Raw genomic sequence first — 20234 nt, forward strand, 5'->3', positions numbered from 1 at the left:
ATATAAATGCCACCTGCATCGCAAGTGGTATAAAAAATGCTATAAAAAGCCCGGTAAAACCGGGCTTTTTTAATGTACTAAGACAATTATTTAAAACGACGTCTCAACGCCAATAAAGGTAAGGCCAATAGTGCCAGCCAACCTAATGAGCCACTTTGGCGCTCATAGCTGCCGGCCGCTTCCGGTGGACACTCTTCAATCTCACCACCTGCTATGCGGCTTAATTTAACCGGCATTGCCACACTTTCAAAAAGAACTTTGCCACTGTCATCCACTTCGACTTCACCACGGGCATTGAGCTTTTCTTTGCTCTTAGTAGCAACACCATAGATAACGCCATCATCGTCAATGGCTGTTGCTTCGGCAAAGTTGTAAGGGTAATTACTTTCGCCATCGATATCATAACAAGGAAGCAAGTCATTAATATTAGCTACCGTGTCATCGCCAATGTTGTAAATAAAGCCTTCGCGGCGACGGCTTGATGAATTCACTACATCAACCTCACCCTCACCTATGATCACGCCATGGATGTTAACATCGCGGGCCACAGAGCTTGAGCTGACAAAGTAGTCACTTGGGAACACGGTTTGACCCGTGTTGAGATCATGGTAGAAAAATTTAGTGGTATTTCTGTTGTCTATAGCCTTATTGCCATATCCGGTAATAATGCCGGCTTCGCTAATGGCTACCGCTTTACCGCTAAACCAATCATCTTCCTGGTTTAGTAGCTCTATTACTTCACCGTTTTTGAAAACCACAGGCATAACCCGTAGCGTATCATTATCGTATTTACGTACATGAGAATAGCCTACAGCGATCCCCTGACTGTTTACGGCTAACGCCACCGAGCTAAATGCATGTCCCTCGTCTTCATCAGGAACCAGGCCAAGACCAAGATCCTTGGTTTCAACGGTGTTTAAATCCCCGTCCAGAGTCCACAATATTGCACGGCGATCATAAAAGGCACCCAGGGCATTGCTGGCCTCTAAGTTTTCCATGCGCCAAATACACACAGCAACAGGCTCATCTTCACCGTCACAACGTTCGTCATAATCTTCCTGGCGGTCAACGGGAACGCCGATGGATGCGCTACCAACCACATAGTAGCCGCCATCGGGGCGCTGCACTATATCGGAAGCCATGCTGGTGCCACCGTACAGAGCAGAGACAGGCTCTAATGTACTTACCACACCCGTTGGTGACACCACTACGCCACGCGAGCGATAGTCACGAACAAAGTAGGTTTCTGCTTCATTTTCACCACTGGGAGTAAATTCTATTTTCTTATAAGGCGCCGAGCCGCTGCCCACGCGCACGCCATCTTCGCTGATGGCGTTATATAAGTTACTGACACTGCGGGTGTAGCCATCATAATCAGTAGATGTTTGATCGAGTAATACCTGCTCAACCGAAGGGCTCGGAGTAAAGTTTACCGCAGCCACATCGGCGAGCTTCTGCCAGTTTTCATTGCCATTATTTGATGACAAGAAGCCCAACATAAAGGTTAAGGCATCGGCATTTAAATTTCCGCCGGCAATATCGTCCAGGGTAAAGGTAATTTCCTTGTCGATTGCATCAAATCGGTCTTCTTTCCAATTATCATAGGCACGAGTAATGATGCTCTCGGTAAAATCGATATAGCTAACGTCGATAGGCAGGTTATAAATGCCGCGTACCTGGCCTATTACTTCACCGTTATTGTTGGCGTCGGTGATAAAGTGGTGTTTTGCAGTGTCTAAGGTACTAAGTTCTTCTAGTTGATATACCGCGGCTTGCGCGCTGGCGCTAAGGCCCGCAAATATGCTCAATGCAACCAAGGATTTTTTCATCTTCTTCCCTACTACTGATTTTGTAATTCTTCGAGTTCTTCCCAACGGGCGAACGCAGCTTCAAGCTTCGACTCAAGCTCTGCCAATAGGTTCAACTTGGCGTTGGTTATTTCATTGTCTTGCTTAAAAAAGTCACTACTATTGACCTCTTGCTGCAGGCTGTCAATAGCTTCTTCCAGTTCTTCTACCTGATTAGGCAGTTGTTCTAACTCGCGTTTATGCTTATAAGACAATTTATTCGCAGATTTTTGCTTCACTGCCTTGGGCGTATCAAGGGTCGCTTTTTGTGCTTGTTTTTTAGCTGCTTCCTCGGCCGCTAAAATCTGCTGCCTATAGGCTTCATAATCGCTGTAACCACCCACTACCTCGGTGATTTTACCTTCACCATCAAAACCCCAGACGCTCGAACAGGTGTTATCGATAAACTCCCGGTCGTGGCTGACTATCAAGACTGTGCCCTGATACTGGTTCACGATTTCTTCAAGCAGCTCAAGGGTTTCAATATCCAGATCATTGGTCGGTTCGTCAAGCACAAGTACATTGGAAGGCTTTAAGAAGATCTTGGCTAGTAATAAGCGGTTTTTTTCACCGCCGGAGAGCGCCTTAACCGGCGTACGAGCACGTTTTGGCGGAAACAGGAAGTCTTGCAAGTAACCGAGAACATGGCGGCTGCGACCACCAATTTGCACTTCCTGCTTACCATCTGCGACGTTATCCTGAACGCTGGCTTCTTCATCTAGCTTGGCACGATACTGATCGAAATAGGCGATTTCCAGGTTCACCCCTTGCTTGAGCTTGCCGCTGTTTGGCTGCAGTTGGCCAAACAACAACTTTAACAAGGTGGTTTTACCAACACCATTGGGGCCAACCAAGCCCACTCGGTCGCCACGCATAAGCAAGGTCGAAAAGTCATCGACTATGACCTTATCACCAAAGGCATGGCATAAGTGCTGTGCCTCGGCCACCAGTTTGCCCGAACGAGCGGCGGTTTCTATGTTTAAGTCCACCTTGCCTACTTGCTCGATACGTTGTTTACGCTCCTGACGCAAAGATTTCAGCGCCCGCACACGTCCTTCATTACGGGTACGACGCGCTTTAATACCCTGGCGGATCCAGGCTTCTTCTTCGGCGAGCTTTTTATCAAACTCGGCGTTTTGCTGCTCTTCTACTTTTAAATCATGAGCCTTACGCTCTAAGTAGGTGGCATAATCACCGGGATAAGAGACAAGCAGGCCGCGGTCTAAATCGAGAATACGTGTCGCCAGGGCGCGGATAAAGGCACGGTCGTGGGAAATAAAGATGATGGCGCCTTTAAACTCTTTTAAGAATTGCTCTAACCATTGCACCGAGGCCACATCCAGGTGGTTGGTAGGCTCATCAAGAAGCAGTAAATCAGGCTCGCCTACTAACGCCTTGGCCAAGGCCACCTTGCGCAACCAACCACCGGATAAGGTGGCTAACAAGGCATCGGCATCCAGTTGTAATTGCCCCAGTACCAGCTTGATTTTAGACTCAAAACGCCAGCCGTCTTTGGCTTCTATTTCCGCAGAAATGTTAGCTAAACGCGCCAGTGCCTTATCATCGTCGGCATTAACCGCCAAGGCGGCATTGAGGTTATGGAATTCTTTTAGCAAACGCGCCAAGGCAGGTAAGCCATCGGCCACATAATCAAAGACTGTACCGTCGCTGTCGCGTGGGGGATCTTGCTCTAAGCGGGCAATTTTTAGTTCGCCAACCTGGTTTATATCACCATCATCGAGTAAAACATCACCGCTTAGTACCTTTAAAAACGTCGACTTACCGGCGCCGTTGCGGCCCACCACACATACTCGCTCGCCTTGTTCGATAACGGCATTGGCGCCGTCAAGTAAGGGATGCGTACCATAGGCTAGTTGCCCGTTTGTTATTCTAATTAGGTCCATACTGCTTAATCAATTCGCTGATTGCCTGCTGGTCAAAAGGCCACCCCAGCTCGGCCTGTGGGTTATGTGCCAAAGCCAGCACCGGAATGCGTATCTGATACGCTTCGAGCCACTGTGGCTGGTCGATAATATCGCGCAACTCAATGGCTTGGATATCCGGATGCTGTTGCAATAATGCCTGCGCCTGCTCACACAGATGACAGCCATCGGTATGATAGAGCACCACCTTAGCCATGGCGGATCAACCAGGCATTGTGAATATGCTTGTTGCGGGCGAAGTCCGGCGACTGAGTCTGCTCGGTAATATTTTCACACTGCAAGCCTTGTAAGGCCAAGGCATCCACATCCATCTTAAAGCCGCGCTTGTTGTTTGAAAATAACAAGGTGCCCTGCTTGGCCAGTAGCTTGGACGCATCCTTGATAAGGGTCACATGATCACGCTGCACATCAAAGCTGTCGCGCATGCGCTTCGAGTTAGAGAAGGTCGGCGGATCTAAGAAGATCAGATCATACTCGCCGCGGGTACGCTTAAGCCACTCGATACAATCGCCCTGCTCAAAACGGTAACGCGGGCTTTTCAAGTTGTTGAGGGCAAAGTTGCGCTGCGCCCACTGCAAATAGGTTTTTGACATATCCACCGTGGTTACTGACTTGGCACCGCCAAGCGCCGCCTGCACCGATGCGGTGCCGGTATAGGCGAAAAGATTAAGTACACGTTTACCCTGGCTCAGATCACGCACTCGTTTACGAGCCAAACGGTGATCCAGGAAGATGCCGGTGTCGAGGTAATCAAACAGGTTCACCTCAAATTTAGCACCGTACTCGGTGACCACCATGGTTTTACCCTGAGAGCCCTGAGTTTGATACTGGCTATCACCCTTTTGCTTACGGCGCTCCTTCAGAGCAACCTGTCCTGGCGCGATCTCCAAGGTCTCACAGGTGAGCATAAGCACGTCCTGCAGGCGCTTTTGCGCAACATTGGGGTCAATATTCTTTGGCGCTGCGTATTCGTAAATCACAGCGCTGTTTTGGTAAACATCAACGGCAACGTTGTATTCCGGAATATCCGCATCGTAAAGGCGATAGGCGCTGATCTCATCGCTTTTAAGCCACTTTTTCAAAGCCTGACGGTTCTTCTTCAGGCGATTGGCAAAGGCCACGGACTCTTCAAAATGCAAAGGCGTTTTGCTTTCGCTCTGTCCTTGTGTCTGCTGCTCGGTTATATCGTACAGGGCCAACAAGGTATCGAGCGGGCCGTTTTTAAACTTGTATTGCTTGTGTTTTACCAGTTTAAACAGCTTGAGCATTTCTGGCTCGCTGATCAAAAGTGCTGCACGCCAGTGGCAAAAGTGCTGCTTCAACTGGTGACCCATTTGGCGATACAGGGCGACGATTTCCGCCATAGAGCCAAGACGCTCACCATAAGGCAAGTTCGCCAGCAGCACACCTGGGCGTTTCGCTGGCGCCTTCATATCGGCAAGATCACCAACGGCAAAGTCGATACATTCACTCACGCCGGCGTTAGCAGCATTCTCTTGCGCCTTTTTAATTACCTGAGGGTTGATATCGCGACCGATAAGCCAAGGTTTTACGTCATCGTTAACCTGGTCTTTAATGCTTTGCTTTAGCTCTTTAAATTTGGCAATACGGAAGCTGGGCAAGCGTTCAAAGGCAAAGCCTTCGCGTGATAGTCCGGGTGCCTTGTTTTGGGCCATCAGCGCCGCTTCGATAAGCAAGGTGCCAGAGCCACAGGTTGGGTCGAATAAAGGCTTGCTGGTGTCATCCAGCCAACCGCTACGCATCACCAGCGCTGCAGCTAGGTGTTCTTTTAATGGTGCCTTACCCTGGGCGCTACGATAACCGCGTTGCGACAGGCGTGGGCCGGAATAGTCGATATACAGGGTCAGTTTATCGCGGTTAAGTTTGGCAACCATACGTACGTCCGGCGTTTCTTTGCTGACGCTGGGACGACGCTCGTACAAGTCATAGAAATAGTCACAAATGGCATCCTTGATCACCAAGGCGCCGAACTGGGTGTTTTTCAGCTGCCGATTGGTACCGCTAAATTCCACCGCAAAGGATTGATCCGGACCGAAAAACTCCTGCCATGGCTGAAAGCGGGCAAAATTATACAGGGAGGTTTTGTCTTCGATGTCGCTGCCTTGTTGCAACACCAACATGACGCGGGTGGCCAAGCGGGTGCACAAGCACACCTTTTGTGCGGTTAAACTATCGGCGCTGAACTCAACGGCACCAACGCGCTGTTTGGTAACTTCAGCACCTAGTTCGGTGAGTTCTTGTTGTAGCAGTTGTTCTATGCCAATGGATGTAGAAGCGACAAATTGCAAGGTGACTTTCCTATCTCGTAAATTCCCCGAGATTGTATCACAGCCCCTTTGTCTTAGGCGCTTTTTTGTTGACCTTGGGCGGAGAAAATAGGTGTGATACGGTCGTTTAGCACCTTGATCACAGCAAACTGTTGCAGCTGTAAATTTTCATCAAGGGCAAAGCTAGACTCAAGGCATAGACACACACTTGCTTGCTCGGCGCAGTCAACAATCAGGAATTGTCCACTTTGCTGGGAAGAAGTCAGCTGTACCACGGCTTCGTGGTTGGCTTGGTTGCCAGTATAGGGGGCGAAGAACCAGCTTTTCGCCAGCATGGGCTTAAGGTAGTGTTTGACCGCGGTGGCGTTAAGGGCAATTTGACAGATATGGGCATCATTCCACAGCGAAAACCCGCTTAGGTACTGACAAACCTGCTGATAGAACTCGGCATCACGCAGATTAAACTTGGGCTGGGTAAAGGCTTCATCAATCAACTGGCGGCTTTTATACGGCGTGCAAAACTGCATGTCACCCATGTCGAGTAACAGTGTATTGCGCTCTTCGCATACTTGCCATTGCCAATCTTGTTGTGCCTGTAACATCCCTTCCTCGATTTAATCTAAATTAAAGTCAATAAAATCAATGCTTATAACTTTGGATTATAGCGCTTGGCGATCCCCTGTAAAATTAATTCTAATAATATTTTACGAGGGATCGTCCGTATTAATAGCGGATCCTTATAAGCCGCTTAAGATCCGTTTAACCAGCGCCGGGCCTTCGTAGATAAATCCGGTGTAAATCTGCACCAAATCTGCTCCGCCATTGAGTTTCTCTTTAGCCGCTTCAGCGCTGTCGATACCGCCGACGCCGATAATAGGCAACTGACCATTGGAAATACGCTTGATCTCCTTGATCACCTCTAAAGACTTGGCACGCACAGGATGACCAGACAAGCCACCGGCTTCATCCGCATACTGCAGGCCCTGCACCGCGGTGCGATCTAAGGTGGTGTTGGTCGCAATCACGCCATCTATCTTGTTGTTTAACAAAGAATGGGTAACCTGCTCTACCTGCACCTGATCAAGATCAGGGGCTACCTTCACCAGCATGGGCACCTGTTTATTGTGCTTGGCAATAAGATCCAACTGTTCGTTTTTCAGGCTGGATAAAAGATCATCCAGCGCCTCACCGTACTGCAGATCACGCAGACCCGGTGTGTTCGGCGAAGAAATATTCACCGTGATATACGAGGCGTGCTCGAACACCTTACGCATACAGTGGATGTAGTCATCCTTGCCCTGCTCGTTTGGCGTGTCCTTGTTCTTGCCGATATTAATACCCAGGATGCCGCGATAGTTTGACGCCTTAACGTTGGCAACCAGGTTATCTACGCCCTTGTTGTTAAAGCCCATACGGTTGATCACCGCATGCTGCTCTGGTAGGCGGAAAATACGCGGCTTATCGTTACCGGCTTGTGGTCGTGGCGTCACCGTGCCTACTTCGATAAAACCAAAACCCATTTGCGCAAAGGCGTCGATGCATTCGGCGTTTTTATCCAGACCGGCGGCCAAACCCACTGGGTTTTTAAATTCCAGGCCAAGAAATTCCGTTGGCTTATCGGCCACATTTTGCGACCAGGCCATAGACAATGGTGTGTTGGCAAAGCGACGTAGGTTGTTTAGCGCAAAGTCATGCGCCCATTCCGCGTCCTTGGTGAACATAAAACGGCGTGCTAATTCGTAAAACATGGATCCCCCTAGAAAAAAATACCCCAGCCAAAGGCCGGGGTATTCTACAGAGTTTTACTGCTTATTAACAGAGAGCTTAGTTACGTTGATCACAGTTATGTGCAAGTAACATCAACTCACGCAGAGCTACAGAGAACTTCGCAAAATCATGACTTTGTGACGTCTTAAATTCGCTTAGCATCTGCTGCCAACGGTGCAATAAGGCATCGTTTGCGTCCATCCAGGCGTCGATTTGCGCATCAACATCCTGTTCCTTGTCATCGAAGCTGCGCAGTACAACATCAGTCAAGGTACGCTGCTGCCAATCCAGCTCTTCGCGGTACGATGCACGAGCAAGGGCTTGCCAGTGGTTTTGTACCGGCTGATTGGTGATCTGCGTAAGGAACCAGTGTAGACCCATACGCGCACCCAGCTTGAAGTAAGTGCTTGAAACAATCGCCGTAGGACGCTTGCTTTGCGTTGCCACTTCCGCCAGATCCATGGCTGAGAACAGGCTTGAAAGCGATACGATACGCATCGCCAGTTGCGCCGGAACGCCCTTGTCTGCCAATGCAGTCGCGTTTTTGCGGATCTGCTCGCTCTCTGCGCTCACCATGTAGCTGTGCAGGTTGTCGGTTAGGTCTTTAAAGCAAGGTGCAAAGTGCTCGATGCTCTGCTCAATGGTCAAGGCCTTGTTGCGGTGACGTAGGAACCAACGCGTGGCACGACGTACGGTACGACGAAGCTGATACAACATTTCGGTTTGCACCGCTGCATCAACCTGGTTGTCCAGGGCACTGATCTCGCTCCAGGTTGTTGGCAAGGCGAAGATTTCGCGGGCAATGCTGTAGCACAGGGCGATTTCAGCATCCGAGGCACCGGTTTCTTCGTGCATGCGCACCATAAAGTTAAGACCCATGTCGTTAACTATGTTGTTAGCCAACTTGGTGGCAATAATTTCTCTGCGTAGCGGGTGATTGTCCATGGCCGCATTGAAACGCTCGCGCAGTGGCGCAGGGAAAGATTGCACCAACAACTGACGGTAGTATGGGTTTTCCGATACTTCGTCCGTTACCAAGGTTTCTTTCAGTACCATTTTCGCGTACGACACCAACACAGACAGCTCAGGACGAGTCAGGTCTTTACCTGATGCGGCGCGCTCTGCCAGCTCTTCATCGCTTGGTAGGAATTCGATAACGCGATCCAGCTTGCCTTCTTTTTCAAGGGCGTGGATAAAGCGTACCTTTTCTTTAAGCGTTGACGCGCCTTTTAACTGAGTCACGGAAATGGTCTGGGTTTGACGGTAACAGTCTCTCAGTACCAACTCTGATACTTCGTCTGTCATCGCATAGAGCAATTCGTCACGCTGTTTCTTAGTCAAGTCGCCTTCACCCACTAGAGAGTTAAGCAAGATCTTGATATTCACTTCGTTATCCGAACAGGCTACACCACCTACGTTATCGGTAAAGTCGGTGTTGATACGACCGCCTTTAGCAGCAAACTCGATACGACCCAATTGCGTCGCACCCAGGTTACCACCTTCACCGAAGATCTTCGCACCCAGCTCGCCGCCGTTGATACGAAGCGCATCGTTAGCGCGATCGCCTACGTCTGTGTCGGTTTCAGACTTAGACTTGATGTAAGTACCGATACCACCGTTCCATAGCAGGTCTACAGGCATCATCAGTATGGCTTTGATCAGCTCAGTTGGCGTCATCGCCGCCTTCTTGGTGCCAATCATCTTCTTAATCTCAGGCGTCAAGGTGATTGACTTGGCGCTACGGTTAAAGATACCACCGCCTTGAGAGATCAATTCGCTGTTGTAATCTTCCCAGCTTGAACGCGGCAGGTCGAATAAACGCTTGCGCTCTTCCCAAGACGTGGCTGCGTCCGGGTTCGGGTCGATGAAGATGTGCATATGGTTAAATGCCGCTTGTAAGCGCGTGTGCTTAGATAGCAACATACCGTTACCGAATACGTCACCGGCCATGTCGCCGATAGCAATGGCGGTAAAGTCTGTGTTTTGACAATCAATGCCGATTTCACGGAAGTGACGTTTCACCGACTCCCAAGCACCCTTGGCGGTAATACCCATCTTCTTGTGGTCATAACCAACAGAGCCACCCGAGGCAAAGGCATCGCCTAGCCAGAAGCCATATTCTTGCGCGATACCGTTAGCGATATCAGAGAAGGTCGCGGTGCCTTTATCGGCAGCAACAACCAGGTACGGGTCGTCTTCGTCATGACGAGTCACATCGACAGGGGCAACAATTTCGCCATGAACTATGTTGTCTGTAATATCAAGTAGACCGCGGATAAAGATCTTGTAGCACTCTTGACCTTCGGTAAAGAAGGCTTCGCGCTCACTCGGTAGCTGCTTACAAACGAAACCACCTTTAGAACCAACAGGTACGATAACCGTGTTCTTAACCTGCTGCGCCTTAACCAGACCCAATACTTCGGTACGGAAGTCTTCACGACGGTCTGACCAACGTAGACCACCACGAGCAACCTTACCACCACGTAGGTGTACACCTTCAACGCGTGGTGAATAAACAAAGATTTCAAACGCTGGAAGTGGCAGTGGTACATCCGGGATCAAGCTTGGCTTAACCTTGAATGAGATGTAAGACTTAAACAGACCATCTTCAGCTTTTTGATAGTAGTTGGTACGCAAGGTTGCCTTGATCATATCAACGTACAAGCGAATGATACGGTCATCATCCAGGTTAGCTACGTTTTCAAGGGCTTCGTAAATTTGCGCAATCAGCTTCTCAAGCGCTTTATCTGTGCCAGGAGCCTTAACCGAGAACTTCTTAGCAAATAGTTTAACGATTTGCGTGGCGATGTCCGGGTAGTTGGCAAACGTGCTTTCGATGTAGCTTTGCGAGAAGGTTACACCAATTTGACGCATATACTTAGCATAGGCGCGCAGGATTGATGCTTCACGACCCGCTAGGCCACCAACCAATACCAGGCGGTTAAAGCCGTCGTCTTCCAAGCGGTTGTTCCAAACGTCGGTTAGCGCTTTTTGGAAACGTGCAGAAACCTTGTCGAAGTCCGCTACTTCTTTGTTGCTCAGCAACATAGAGAAGTCCATGATCCAGTTTACCTGGCCATCAGACGTTTTCACCGCATATGGAGTTTCACCGATAACGCGCAGACCGAAGTTTTCCAACATCGGCATAACGTCAGACAGGTGAATAGGCTCATCTTTGTGGAACAAAGATAGGCGTACTATGTTTGAGCTAACTTCTTCTTGTGGACGGTAGAAAAGCATTTCCAGCTTGTTGTCGTCATCAAGCAACTCTAGCTTTTCGATATCAACCACGGCAGCGCTAGGCAGTACCTGGTCTTTGTAAGCGCTGGCAAACGCATTAGCGTATTTGCGGTTAAGTTCGTTACCACGGGCTTCGCCATTACTACCAAGTAATGCCGATTGCAGTTTATCTTCCCAAGTGCGGGCAGCTTCTACTAAATTGTTTTCGATTTCTTTCACGTCGTAATCTACGTTGTCGTCTTGCACGCGCACTATGTAGTGAGTACGAGCAAGGTTTGATTCTGAGAAATAAGTGGTAAAGGCCACTTTGTCGTTCGAGCCAAAGGCTTCTGCAAGAATTTGCTGGGTTTCGCGGCGCAGCGCTGTGTTATAACGCTCACGTGGCACATACACCATGCACGAGAAGAAACGACCATAAGTGTCTTTGCGCACGAACAGGCGACACATATCACGTTCTTGGATTTGCAATACGCCCATGGCTACATCAAGTAGTTCGCTTTCGCGAGCTTGCACCAGTTCGTCACGAGGATAGGTTTCAAGAAGGTTTAACACCGCTTTATAGGCGTGCGTACCCGCAGCGAAATCACTCATATCCAATACACGGCGGATCTTCGACTTCAACACCGGCACATCGGCGGCGCTGTTATTGTAGAAGCTCGATGAGAACAAACCGATAAAACGGTCTTCGCCTACCACGTTGCCGTCTTTATCGAAACGCTTAATGCCGATATAGTCGGTGTGCGCCGGACGGTGTACACGGGAAACCGAGTTGGTTTTAGTCAATACCAAAAGGTTATTGCTACGCGCTTCTTTGCGAGCGGTTTCTGGCATGTCTGACAGTAAGCGTACATGGTTTTCATCTGAGTTCTTCATCAGACCTAGGCTTGAGCCTTCCACGCCCTTAAGCTGATGGTCACCCTTCACCGGCGTCAGCAGGTATTGACGGTAACCCATAAAGGTAAAGTTATCGCTGGCCAGCCACTCTAGAAACTCCAGGGTTTCATTAAGCTCAACCGCATCAACATTGTGCGGGCGCTTAGGCAAGTCTTTGATCACTTCAAGCAACTTGCTGCGAATTGGCTGCCAGTCTTCTACTGCCAGTGAGACATCGTTTAGAACCGACTCAAGCTCGGCTTTAAAGGCATTGATTTCGCCTTCATCGGTTTGACGGTCAATCTCAATAAAGAACACTGTTTTCGTCGAGTTCGACTCTTGCTCGGCTTTTAGGTTCGAAAGATTGATGATGGCGCCATCGTTATCGCGCTGAATTTTTAACGGTGTATGCAGCAACAGGTGTGAAGCTATATTGGCACGATTCAGTGACATGCGCACCGAGTCCACCAAAAATGGCATGTCCTTAGCTATAATTTCAACGATGGTGTGAGAGGATTGCCAACCGTGTTTTGCTACTTCAGGGTTAATTACGCGGATCACCGCTTCGTCGCCCTTGTTTCCCTCTAGGGAATTCCAAAGACTAAGCGCTGCCCCGTAGAGGTCACTGTCATTTCTGTGTACTAGGTCCTCAGCCGACATATTGCTGTATAACGCATGGGCGAATTTGTCGACCAGTGACACCTTGTCTGGATTAACTTTGCTCTTAATAAGCTTGCTGACGTTATTCAGAATAACGCTAGCGTGACCGTCATTTTGTGTCATTGTGTGTTCCTTAATCTATACCGCCTTGTGAACGGGTGACTGAATAGCGTGGAGTCGGGGTGAATTCTAACCCTTTTACAGCTAATAAACAGCCTTTTCGATGAAATCAGACCAATGATTTCAGCGCTTTGACGCATTATTCACAAAATATAGATAGAAATGGCCGAGACCGGCCATTTCCGTTAACACATATTCACATTATTTTTTCTGGTCAGACCAAAGGAAGGCGCTGATTGCTGGAATTATAAGCAAGGCACCTATCATGTTTACCAGGAACATAAAGGTTAACAAGATGCCCATATCGACCTGAAACTTCAGCGCCGAGAAAATCCAGGTACTTACACCCACTGCCAAGGTAATCCCTGTAAATAGCACAGCACTGCCCCGCTCAACCAAGGCATTACGATACGCCTGACTTACACTAAGACCCTGCTTAAGCTGGATCATCTTGGAGGATAGGATATAAATACCGTAATCAACACCTATACCCACACCCAGGGCGATAACCGGCAAGGTCGACACAGTAAGGCCGATCTCCAATGCCACCATCAGCGCCTGCGCCAGGGTCGATACTATATACAGAGGCAGAACCACGGCTATGGTCGCGCGCACCGAGCGGAAGCTGACCAAGCATAGGGCTATCACAGCACCATAGACATACAGCATCATGGGCGTTTGCGCTTCGGATACGGACTCATTAGTGGCCGCCATCACGCCGATAGGACCTGAGGCCAAACGGAATTGCAGTTTGTCGGTGCCAAACTCGGCGCCCACTTCCTTCACCGTCGCCACTACCTGATCTATGCTTTGCGCCTTATGATCTTTCATAAAGATGATCACCGGCATCACAGAGCAATCGCCATTAAGCAGGCCTGAGCTTGTCTCCACCCGCGACGACGCCTGCACCAGAGATGCGGTATTGCGCGGCAGGGTTTGCCATTTTAAATTGCCTTCGTTGTAACCGGCGTTGACCGCCTGCGCCACACTGGCAAGAGACACACTGCTTTGCACCCCAGGGACGTTTTCAATACGCCACTGGAATTGACGAATACGCTCCATCACATCGTGCTCGGTACAAGCCGCTGGATAGGCTTCAACTATCACCTTAAGGATATCCGAGGAGATCTCGTATCTATCTGAGATCAAGAAGGTATCCTGGTTATAGCGGGCATCTTCGTGCAACGCTGGGGCGCCTGCATGCAAGTCGCCGATATGCATCTTTTGTGATTGCCAATAACCGAAGGCAAAAAGCAGCGCCGTACAAATAAGGATAATGGCGGCATATTTTCTATCGGTGGCGCAAACCAGTAACTCACGGAGCTTAAACAGCGCATCTTTATTTCTGTTATCCGCGGAAAGCACGTGCAGGTTGCTCACATTCAAGTAAGAAGCAATCACGGGTAACAATACCAGGTTGGTAAAGATGATCACCGCCACCCCTAAACTTGCGGTAATGGCCAGCTCACGAATAATGCCGATGTCGATAGCAAGCAGGGTTAAAAAGCCCACTGTGTCCGATAGCAAGGCGATACCACCTGGGATCATCAAGGCCTTAAAGCTCGACTCCGCAGCATTTTTAGCGCTGCTGCCCAGTTGTACTTTTTTGGCGATATCATTGATCATTTGCACGCCGTGGCTCACGCCTATGGCAAAAACCAAAAACGGCACCAGAATCGACATGGGATCCAGACCAAAGCCCAGGGTTGAGAGCAGACCAAGCTGCCAGACCACAGCGATAAAGGAGCAGACAATTGGCAACAGGGTCAGCTTAAAGCTTTTACAGAACAGCCACACCATAATAAAGGTGATCACTATGGCGAGGGCAAAGAAGAGCAATACGCCCTTGGCACCATCGGCGATATCACCGGCCATTTTCGCAAAGCCGATAATATGAATGCTGACGTTGTCCGTACTCAGGTCATCACGGATTTTGCTTTCAAGCTGCTCGGCAATCGCCAAGGTATCGAGCTTCTCACCGGTTTGTGGGTCGAACTCCATCAGCTGGGCACTGACCATGGCACAGGAATAATCAGACGCTATCATGCGCCCTACTACCTTGGCCTTTTCTATGTTTTCTTTTACCCGGGCTAAGCCACGCTCATCGGGACGAAAATTTGCAGGAATAATGGGGCCGCCACTAAAACCATCTTCGACCACCTCAACAAAGCGGGCACTGGGCGAGAAGATCGAATTAACCAAGGGGCGGTTAACGCCGGGAATAAAGTAAAGCTGATCATGTACCGACTTTAACTGAGTAAAGAACTCTTCATTAAAGATGTCACCACCGGCATCACAAACGGAAATTAATATGCTGTTGGCGCCACCAAATTGCTTCTCATGCTTGGTGTACACCTTCATATATTCATGGTTAAGAGGGATGTTTTTATTAAATGAGGCGTCGAGTTTAAGCTGAGTAGCCTGAAAAGCCAGGGCTAATGTGGCCAACACAAAGGCCATTATCACCCACATGCGATGGCGGAATAAACTACGCTCTAATGCTTCCACTATAATTTGCATGACTAGTTAAACTCCTTGCTTTGGATCCCAGCTTCGGTGGCCAGTATCAATTGTCCATTGAACAGCACCCCGTTTAAGATGGCTTTACCATCACTGAGTTGCTCACTTTGCAATTGCGTGCTGCTGGCATCATCCAGGTGGTAGATCACCGCCGAGTTGCCGAAAATATACAGCTGCTTATCGGCAGTCGTCATCATGCTGTTCATGGTCGCCTGCTCATTCGCCATCAGCTGTTGCCAACCATCTTCTTCGCTATAACTAAAAGCATTACCACGTAAACCTGCAACATAAAGCTTATCGGCCATTTCGGTAATATCAAAAAACGAGCCTTGATAGATTTCTTCTTCACGCTGCCAGGTTTGGCCACCGTCGCTGCTGTGCGCTATCAGGCCCATTTCACCCACTATATACAAGCCCTTGCTGGTTGTCGCAATGCGGTTAAAGTGCGGCAAAATAGAAGCAGTCTCGCTTTCATAGCCTTCTGGGTCTTCGGCTTTAAGCTCATTTAAATAGTCGCGGTCTTCGGCAAACAACAAGCTATCGAGGAAGCGCTTTTGCCAACTTTGGCCGCCGTCCTGGGTAACGAAATACATACCGTATGCACCCACGGCTATGCCCTGTTGCGCATCCATAAAGGTAATATCCAAACAAGGCTTATCAAGCTCAGGTAAAAACTGCTGAACTTGCCAGCTTTGCCCGCCATCTTGGGTATTTAAGATGGTAGCGTCATGGCCGCATGCCCAGCCTTGGTTGTTATCAATAAAGAACACCGAGGTCAGTAACACGTCTACCGGTGATTGTGCCTTTGCCACTGCTGAGCATCGTCACTAATCACTATGGTGCCATGTTGGCCAACGGCAATCACACGCTCAGCGGTGGCGGTAATATCGGTGAAAAGTGTATGCGTCGCCTGCTCGGCTTGGTAAGCGGGCTGAGGTGTTGTTTGAGCTACAACGTGCAGCGACAAAAGCAACGTTGCCCAACTAAGCAAGTACTTCATATAAATATGCGCCCAAAAAAGAGAAATTGAATCAAGGAGCCGAGCCCACTAGGTGAGCCCGGCTAAGTACGAGGATTAACGGCGACCTTCGCGGCGAAGAGCGTTAGATGTAAACTCATTGTCATTGAATGACTGTGAGAAATCATACATAGCTTCTTGGTTATCCAGACCAATGGCCAGGTAACGACGAGAGTTAAGGTCATGATAAACCTCAAGCGTACTCCACTGCGCCGGTACTTCGTAGTAGTTCAAGCCATAGGCCATAGCTACACGGTATAGTTGATCACGGTTGTCGTATAGGTCGGCCACAGAGATCTGCCAGCTGTCTTCGTCAATGTAGAAGGTACGCTTCTTATAGGTGTGACGCGTGCCCTCTTTCAAGGTTGCTTCAACCACCCAGACACGGTGCTTCTCATAACGCAGATGCTCAGGGTTTACATGACCCGGTTTGAGGATGTCATCGTACTGCAATGAATCACTGTGCAGCTTGTAGCTGTTATAAGGGATCAATAATTCTTGCTTACCCTTTAGCTCCCAGTTGTAACGGTTAGGTGAGCCGTTAAACATATCGAAGTCATCGGTCGTGCGCAGATTGTCTGACGCCGTTCCCGGGGCATCATAAGCAACGTTTGGTGCACGACGTACGCGGCGCTGACCCGTGTTGTAAGTCCATGCCTGACGCGGAGTCAGGATTTGGTCCATGGTTTCATGAACCAATAATGCGGTACCTGCAAGACGAGCCGGCTCGGTGACGCTTTGCTTAAATTTGAAGAGGATATTTGACTCTTCCAGCTGCTCAGGCGTGGCATCGTCGGCGGCGTACTTGATCAATAACTGCTCGTCAAAGCCAATCAGGTTATAGGCACCGGAAGCCGTTGGCATCGCCTGACCACCGAAGCGCGAAATAGACTGACCACGGTAGCGCAGCAGGTGGTTCCAAATGGCTTCAAGACCATTGGCTGGAATAGGAAATGGAATACCAATGGCTGTGTTTTTAATACCGTTACCACCTTCAATCAACTCGGCTTGAGTGGCGTACTTCTTGGTCGCATCGTAGAAGGCCTGAGGATACGAGGCACTACGGCGAGTTGGGTACACAGGCATCTTAAAGGTATCTGGGTAGGCTTCAAACAAGGCTATCTGGCCTGCACTAAGCAGGTGTTTGTACTGCTCCAGATTTGATTTGTCTATGGTGTACAACACCTGATCCGCAGCAAACGGATCCGGATGGTGCATGCCCGGCTTATAGTTTGCCGGCACTTCAGTGATACCACCATCCCAAGCAGGTATAGAACCATCTTGGTTTCCGGCCTTAACGGCGCCAATTGGCGTTAAGTCCGCGCCAAGGCGTTCCACTTGCTCCGGCGAAATTTTAGCCTGTACTGCAGTGGTAGCGAAAATGCTACAAAATGCTGCTGCAATGAGGGTAGGTTTAGTCAACATACGGATACCCTTTTAAATTGAATATTTGATATTAAAGGAAACAAAATCACGATCGGCAAATGTATTGGTCGCGCCGCCGCCCCAGAATGAGTTATAACCAAGATCAAAAGACCAGGTATTTTGATAGTTAAAATTCATATTAATGCCCAATGATTTTCTGTCTTCAATAAACAGGAACATTGGATCTGGAGTAATACCATTGACATCGTGTGAGAATACGAAACGCGGCGAGAAGTTAACGCCCGAGAACAGGTCATAATAATCGCCCTTGGCGATCAGACGATAACCCCAGGCCGAAGCCGTTGGGAATGGGTTGGTTTCAGGACCATTTGACAAAGCCATATGCAAGGCCGAATAGTCATCCGCCAAAGGCCCCTGCATAATGCCGCTACGGCCAGTACCGGAAACGTTCAAGCGTAATTCGTCATAGGCCGGCATATTGTTAATGCGTACACCGCCTACTTCACCAACCACAGCCCAGCTATCGGCACCCAGTGCAGGGCCAAACAGGTGTGTTGCAGTAAATTGCACTTGTGCTGTATTACGTAAAATATAACCTTGAGCCGTACCACCTGGACCAACTACCGCAGTGGCATCGCCTGGGCTGAGCTGAGAAATACCGGCGAATTCTGGACGAAGTCCTGCCAATGCCAGTTGCTCAGGCATACCTGCGTACAATAGCTCTACGTCATCAACCTGGAAAGGCTCGTCTTCACGGAAAGCAAATTCACCGGCAAGCGCGGTTTCACCAATGGAGGTATTAAAGCTTAAACCGTATAACTTGATGTCCTCTGGATAATCAAGCTTGGCCTTGGTAAAGGCTTTCAAGTCGTTTACGTTGTCGCTGTTGATCTCTGTGCTCATGATCATCGCCAAGTCTTCACCTATGGCGGTAAAGTCCGATACCTGACCCGAGATCACCGGACGACGACTGTGGTAATTAATGTAATACAAGGCCACTTCGGTGTCGTTCAGCTCAGGCATAAACATGCCAAGGCGCAAACCATATTGACCGCCATCGCTAGGCTCTGTTTTGCCTCGACTACCCTCGCCCTTAAGGGCCACTTTAGTTGGGTAAGCAAGGTACATGCTTGCTAGCAATTGCTGGCCTTCTGCGGATGTCGGGTCAATGCCCTGAGCCGCTGCTGCCGCTTGCCAATCGGCGGCAAGGTTATTCAAGCTGTCGGTTAAAAACGCCAAATCGATATCCGGGTTTGAGGTAAAGCCCAGCTGTACGTTTTGGTTAAAGCCGTTTTCCGAGGCAAAATCATTGGTCGAGAAATAGCTGCCGGTTGCAGGTAGGCGTGTTTCATGCCACTGATATTGATAAAAACCTTCTAGGAAAAGGTTTTCGGTAATACCCAATGAGGCCCATAACATGCCCACTGGAATAAAGGCTTCTTTTAACTCGGCGCCCGGCGCTTTTAAGCGGTCGATATCAACCGGGTTCACGTTGATGCCGTGAGAGATAAGTGTACTTTCACCCCAGTTAACAACCTGTTGGCCTAAACGCACAGATAGCGGGTTTTGACCTTCATTGAAATCGAAGTCGGCCCATACAAAGGCATCAAGAAGACGGAAGTCGGCACAGACCTGCTCTTTGGTTTCGTCATAATCGCACGGGTCTACGCTTTCGCCGGATACCGGATTGGTGTAGGCGTAATCACCATCCATCAAGGCAAAATCGTAAAAATACATAAAGCGGGAGAACAAGCCGTAAGATTCGCCATTGATAGCCAGCTCATGAGTACCCTTTAACAGTTGCGAAAAGGTATCGCCCTTGTCGAAATTCAGGTTACCCGCATCGCCGTTGTTTGAATAGGCGCCGGGTTGGCTCCACACGTCACTAGAACTATATACGGGATTAAGCGCGGCGTTGTAAGTGCTCCAGTCAAAGCGTGGGTGGTTGCTCTTACCTATATACTGAAAATCACGGTTTTCGGTACGAATGCTCTGGCCGTATGAGAACGTCGAATCAAAATTGATATCGAAATCACCAACCGTAAAGCTGGCACTGTGTGCGGCGCTACTCATGCCCAACATCGCTGCGCCGACGCTGAGCGCTAACCGATGCTTCACAAATAGTGGCTGTCTTATCATTGTTGCTTCCCCCTTAGCGCGGGTAATTTTTAGATCAAGTTATTGTTTTTAGTGTAGTCTTGTGCATTTAAAAGGATAGGCTACAGTTACCAACAGTCTACATGAATGCTTTGTAACTGGCGTTAAATTTCCTTTTCACATGCTAATGGTATGACATCCTACCACTATTTTTATACATGACAATAACGTTAACGACAAATGCAATTTACATTACCGTCAAATAATCTAAAAATTGCTGTATTTATATTCGCTCCAGCACAAGGAATTTATTTTCCCCAGTCAGGGTCAGGCGGGATCGACCAAATATGCCCAGAGCGGACATATGCGGTAATACTTTAGCGGCGGGAAAGCGCATGCGACTGGTATTTTCGTCATACACTTGAATGGCAGTGCTTGACCTATTACCGGGCCAAGTCACTGCTCATAGGTTTGG

Annotated in this window: 11 protein-coding genes and 1 pseudogene; all 12 read right to left on the reverse strand. The window is 49.0% G+C overall.

Going from position 1 to position 20234, the window contains the following annotated elements; genetic code table 11:
• Positions 1 to 86: 86 nt before the first annotated feature.
• Complete coding sequence (locus C2M24_RS15430) at positions 87 to 1829, reverse strand: DUF3466 family protein (RefSeq protein ID WP_105216086.1); 1743 nt, start codon at positions 1827 to 1829, stop codon at positions 87 to 89.
• Between the two features lie 11 nt (positions 1830 to 1840).
• Positions 1841 to 3751 carry an ATP-binding cassette ATPase Uup gene (gene uup, locus C2M24_RS15435; RefSeq protein ID WP_105216088.1) on the reverse strand — a complete coding sequence of 637 codons (1911 nt, stop codon included), beginning with the start codon at positions 3749 to 3751 and terminating at the stop codon, positions 1841 to 1843.
• The gene (locus C2M24_RS15440; protein ID WP_105216090.1) at positions 3738 to 3986 is read right to left on the reverse strand and encodes a glutaredoxin family protein; all 249 of its coding nucleotides are present in this window, start codon (positions 3984 to 3986) and stop codon (positions 3738 to 3740) included. Before C2M24_RS15440 ends, uup begins: the two co-directional genes overlap by 14 nt.
• Entirely contained in the window at positions 3979 to 6099 is a 2121-nt protein-coding gene (gene rlmKL, locus C2M24_RS15445; protein ID WP_105198886.1) for a bifunctional 23S rRNA (guanine(2069)-N(7))-methyltransferase RlmK/23S rRNA (guanine(2445)-N(2))-methyltransferase RlmL, read from the reverse strand. The genes C2M24_RS15440 and rlmKL overlap by 8 nt, the downstream gene beginning before the upstream one ends.
• Before the next feature lie 53 nt (positions 6100 to 6152).
• On the reverse strand, positions 6153 to 6680 hold the full coding sequence (locus tag C2M24_RS15450; protein WP_105198885.1) for a cell division protein ZapC domain-containing protein: 528 nt from the start codon (positions 6678 to 6680) through the stop codon (positions 6153 to 6155).
• A gap of 135 nt (positions 6681 to 6815) precedes the next feature.
• Entirely contained in the window at positions 6816 to 7826 is a 1011-nt protein-coding gene (gene pyrD, locus C2M24_RS15455) for a quinone-dependent dihydroorotate dehydrogenase (protein ID WP_105216092.1), read from the reverse strand.
• A gap of 76 nt (positions 7827 to 7902) precedes the next feature.
• Positions 7903 to 12741, reverse strand: coding sequence for an NAD-glutamate dehydrogenase (locus C2M24_RS15460; protein WP_105216094.1), 4839 nt, complete (start codon positions 12739 to 12741; stop codon positions 7903 to 7905).
• 198 nt (positions 12742 to 12939) lie between these two features.
• Complete coding sequence (locus C2M24_RS15465; RefSeq protein WP_105198882.1) at positions 12940 to 15258, reverse strand: efflux RND transporter permease subunit; 2319 nt, start codon at positions 15256 to 15258, stop codon at positions 12940 to 12942.
• Positions 15259 to 15260: 2 nt separating this feature from the next.
• Positions 15261 to 16258 (reverse strand): annotated as a pseudogene (locus tag C2M24_RS15470) (YCF48-related protein).
• Between the two features lie 75 nt (positions 16259 to 16333).
• Positions 16334 to 17701: a DUF1329 domain-containing protein gene (locus tag C2M24_RS15475; RefSeq protein ID WP_105198880.1), complete on the reverse strand. Its 1368-nt coding sequence runs from the start codon at positions 17699 to 17701 to the stop codon at positions 16334 to 16336.
• A 12-nt stretch (positions 17702 to 17713) separates the two neighbouring features.
• Complete coding sequence (locus tag C2M24_RS15480) at positions 17714 to 19801, reverse strand: DUF1302 domain-containing protein (protein WP_105198879.1); 2088 nt, start codon at positions 19799 to 19801, stop codon at positions 17714 to 17716.
• 241 nt (positions 19802 to 20042) lie between these two features.
• Positions 20043 to 20219, reverse strand: coding sequence for a DUF2835 family protein (locus tag C2M24_RS16365; RefSeq protein ID WP_442792521.1), 177 nt, complete (start codon positions 20217 to 20219; stop codon positions 20043 to 20045).
• Positions 20220 to 20234: the final 15 nt, after the last annotated feature.

Origin of the sequence: Pseudoalteromonas sp. T1lg22 (genome assembly GCF_002964645.1) — a bacterium.
Classification (GTDB): Bacteria; Pseudomonadota; Gammaproteobacteria; order Enterobacterales; family Alteromonadaceae; genus Pseudoalteromonas.

Bases quoted from the DNA above. Each gene is read 5' to 3' on its own strand.
- C2M24_RS15430 (WP_105216086.1), bottom strand. From the start codon at position 1,829: ATGAAAAAATCCTTGGTTGCATTGAGCATATTTGCGGGCCTTAGCGCC.
- uup (WP_105216088.1), bottom strand. From the start codon at position 3,751: ATGGACCTAATTAGAATAACAAACGGGCAACTAGCCTATGGTACGCAT.
- C2M24_RS15440 (WP_105216090.1), bottom strand. From the start codon at position 3,986: ATGGCTAAGGTGGTGCTCTATCATACCGATGGCTGTCATCTGTGTGAG.
- C2M24_RS15450 (WP_105198885.1), bottom strand. From the start codon at position 6,680: ATGTTACAGGCACAACAAGATTGGCAATGGCAAGTATGCGAAGAGCGC.
- pyrD (WP_105216092.1), bottom strand. From the start codon at position 7,826: ATGTTTTACGAATTAGCACGCCGTTTTATGTTCACCAAGGACGCGGAA.
- C2M24_RS15460 (WP_105216094.1), bottom strand. From the start codon at position 12,741: ATGACACAAAATGACGGTCACGCTAGCGTTATTCTGAATAACGTCAGC.
- C2M24_RS15465 (WP_105198882.1), bottom strand. From the start codon at position 15,258: ATGCAAATTATAGTGGAAGCATTAGAGCGTAGTTTATTCCGCCATCGC.
- C2M24_RS15475 (WP_105198880.1), bottom strand. From the start codon at position 17,701: ATGTTGACTAAACCTACCCTCATTGCAGCAGCATTTTGTAGCATTTTC.
- C2M24_RS15480 (WP_105198879.1), bottom strand. From the start codon at position 19,801: ATGATAAGACAGCCACTATTTGTGAAGCATCGGTTAGCGCTCAGCGTC.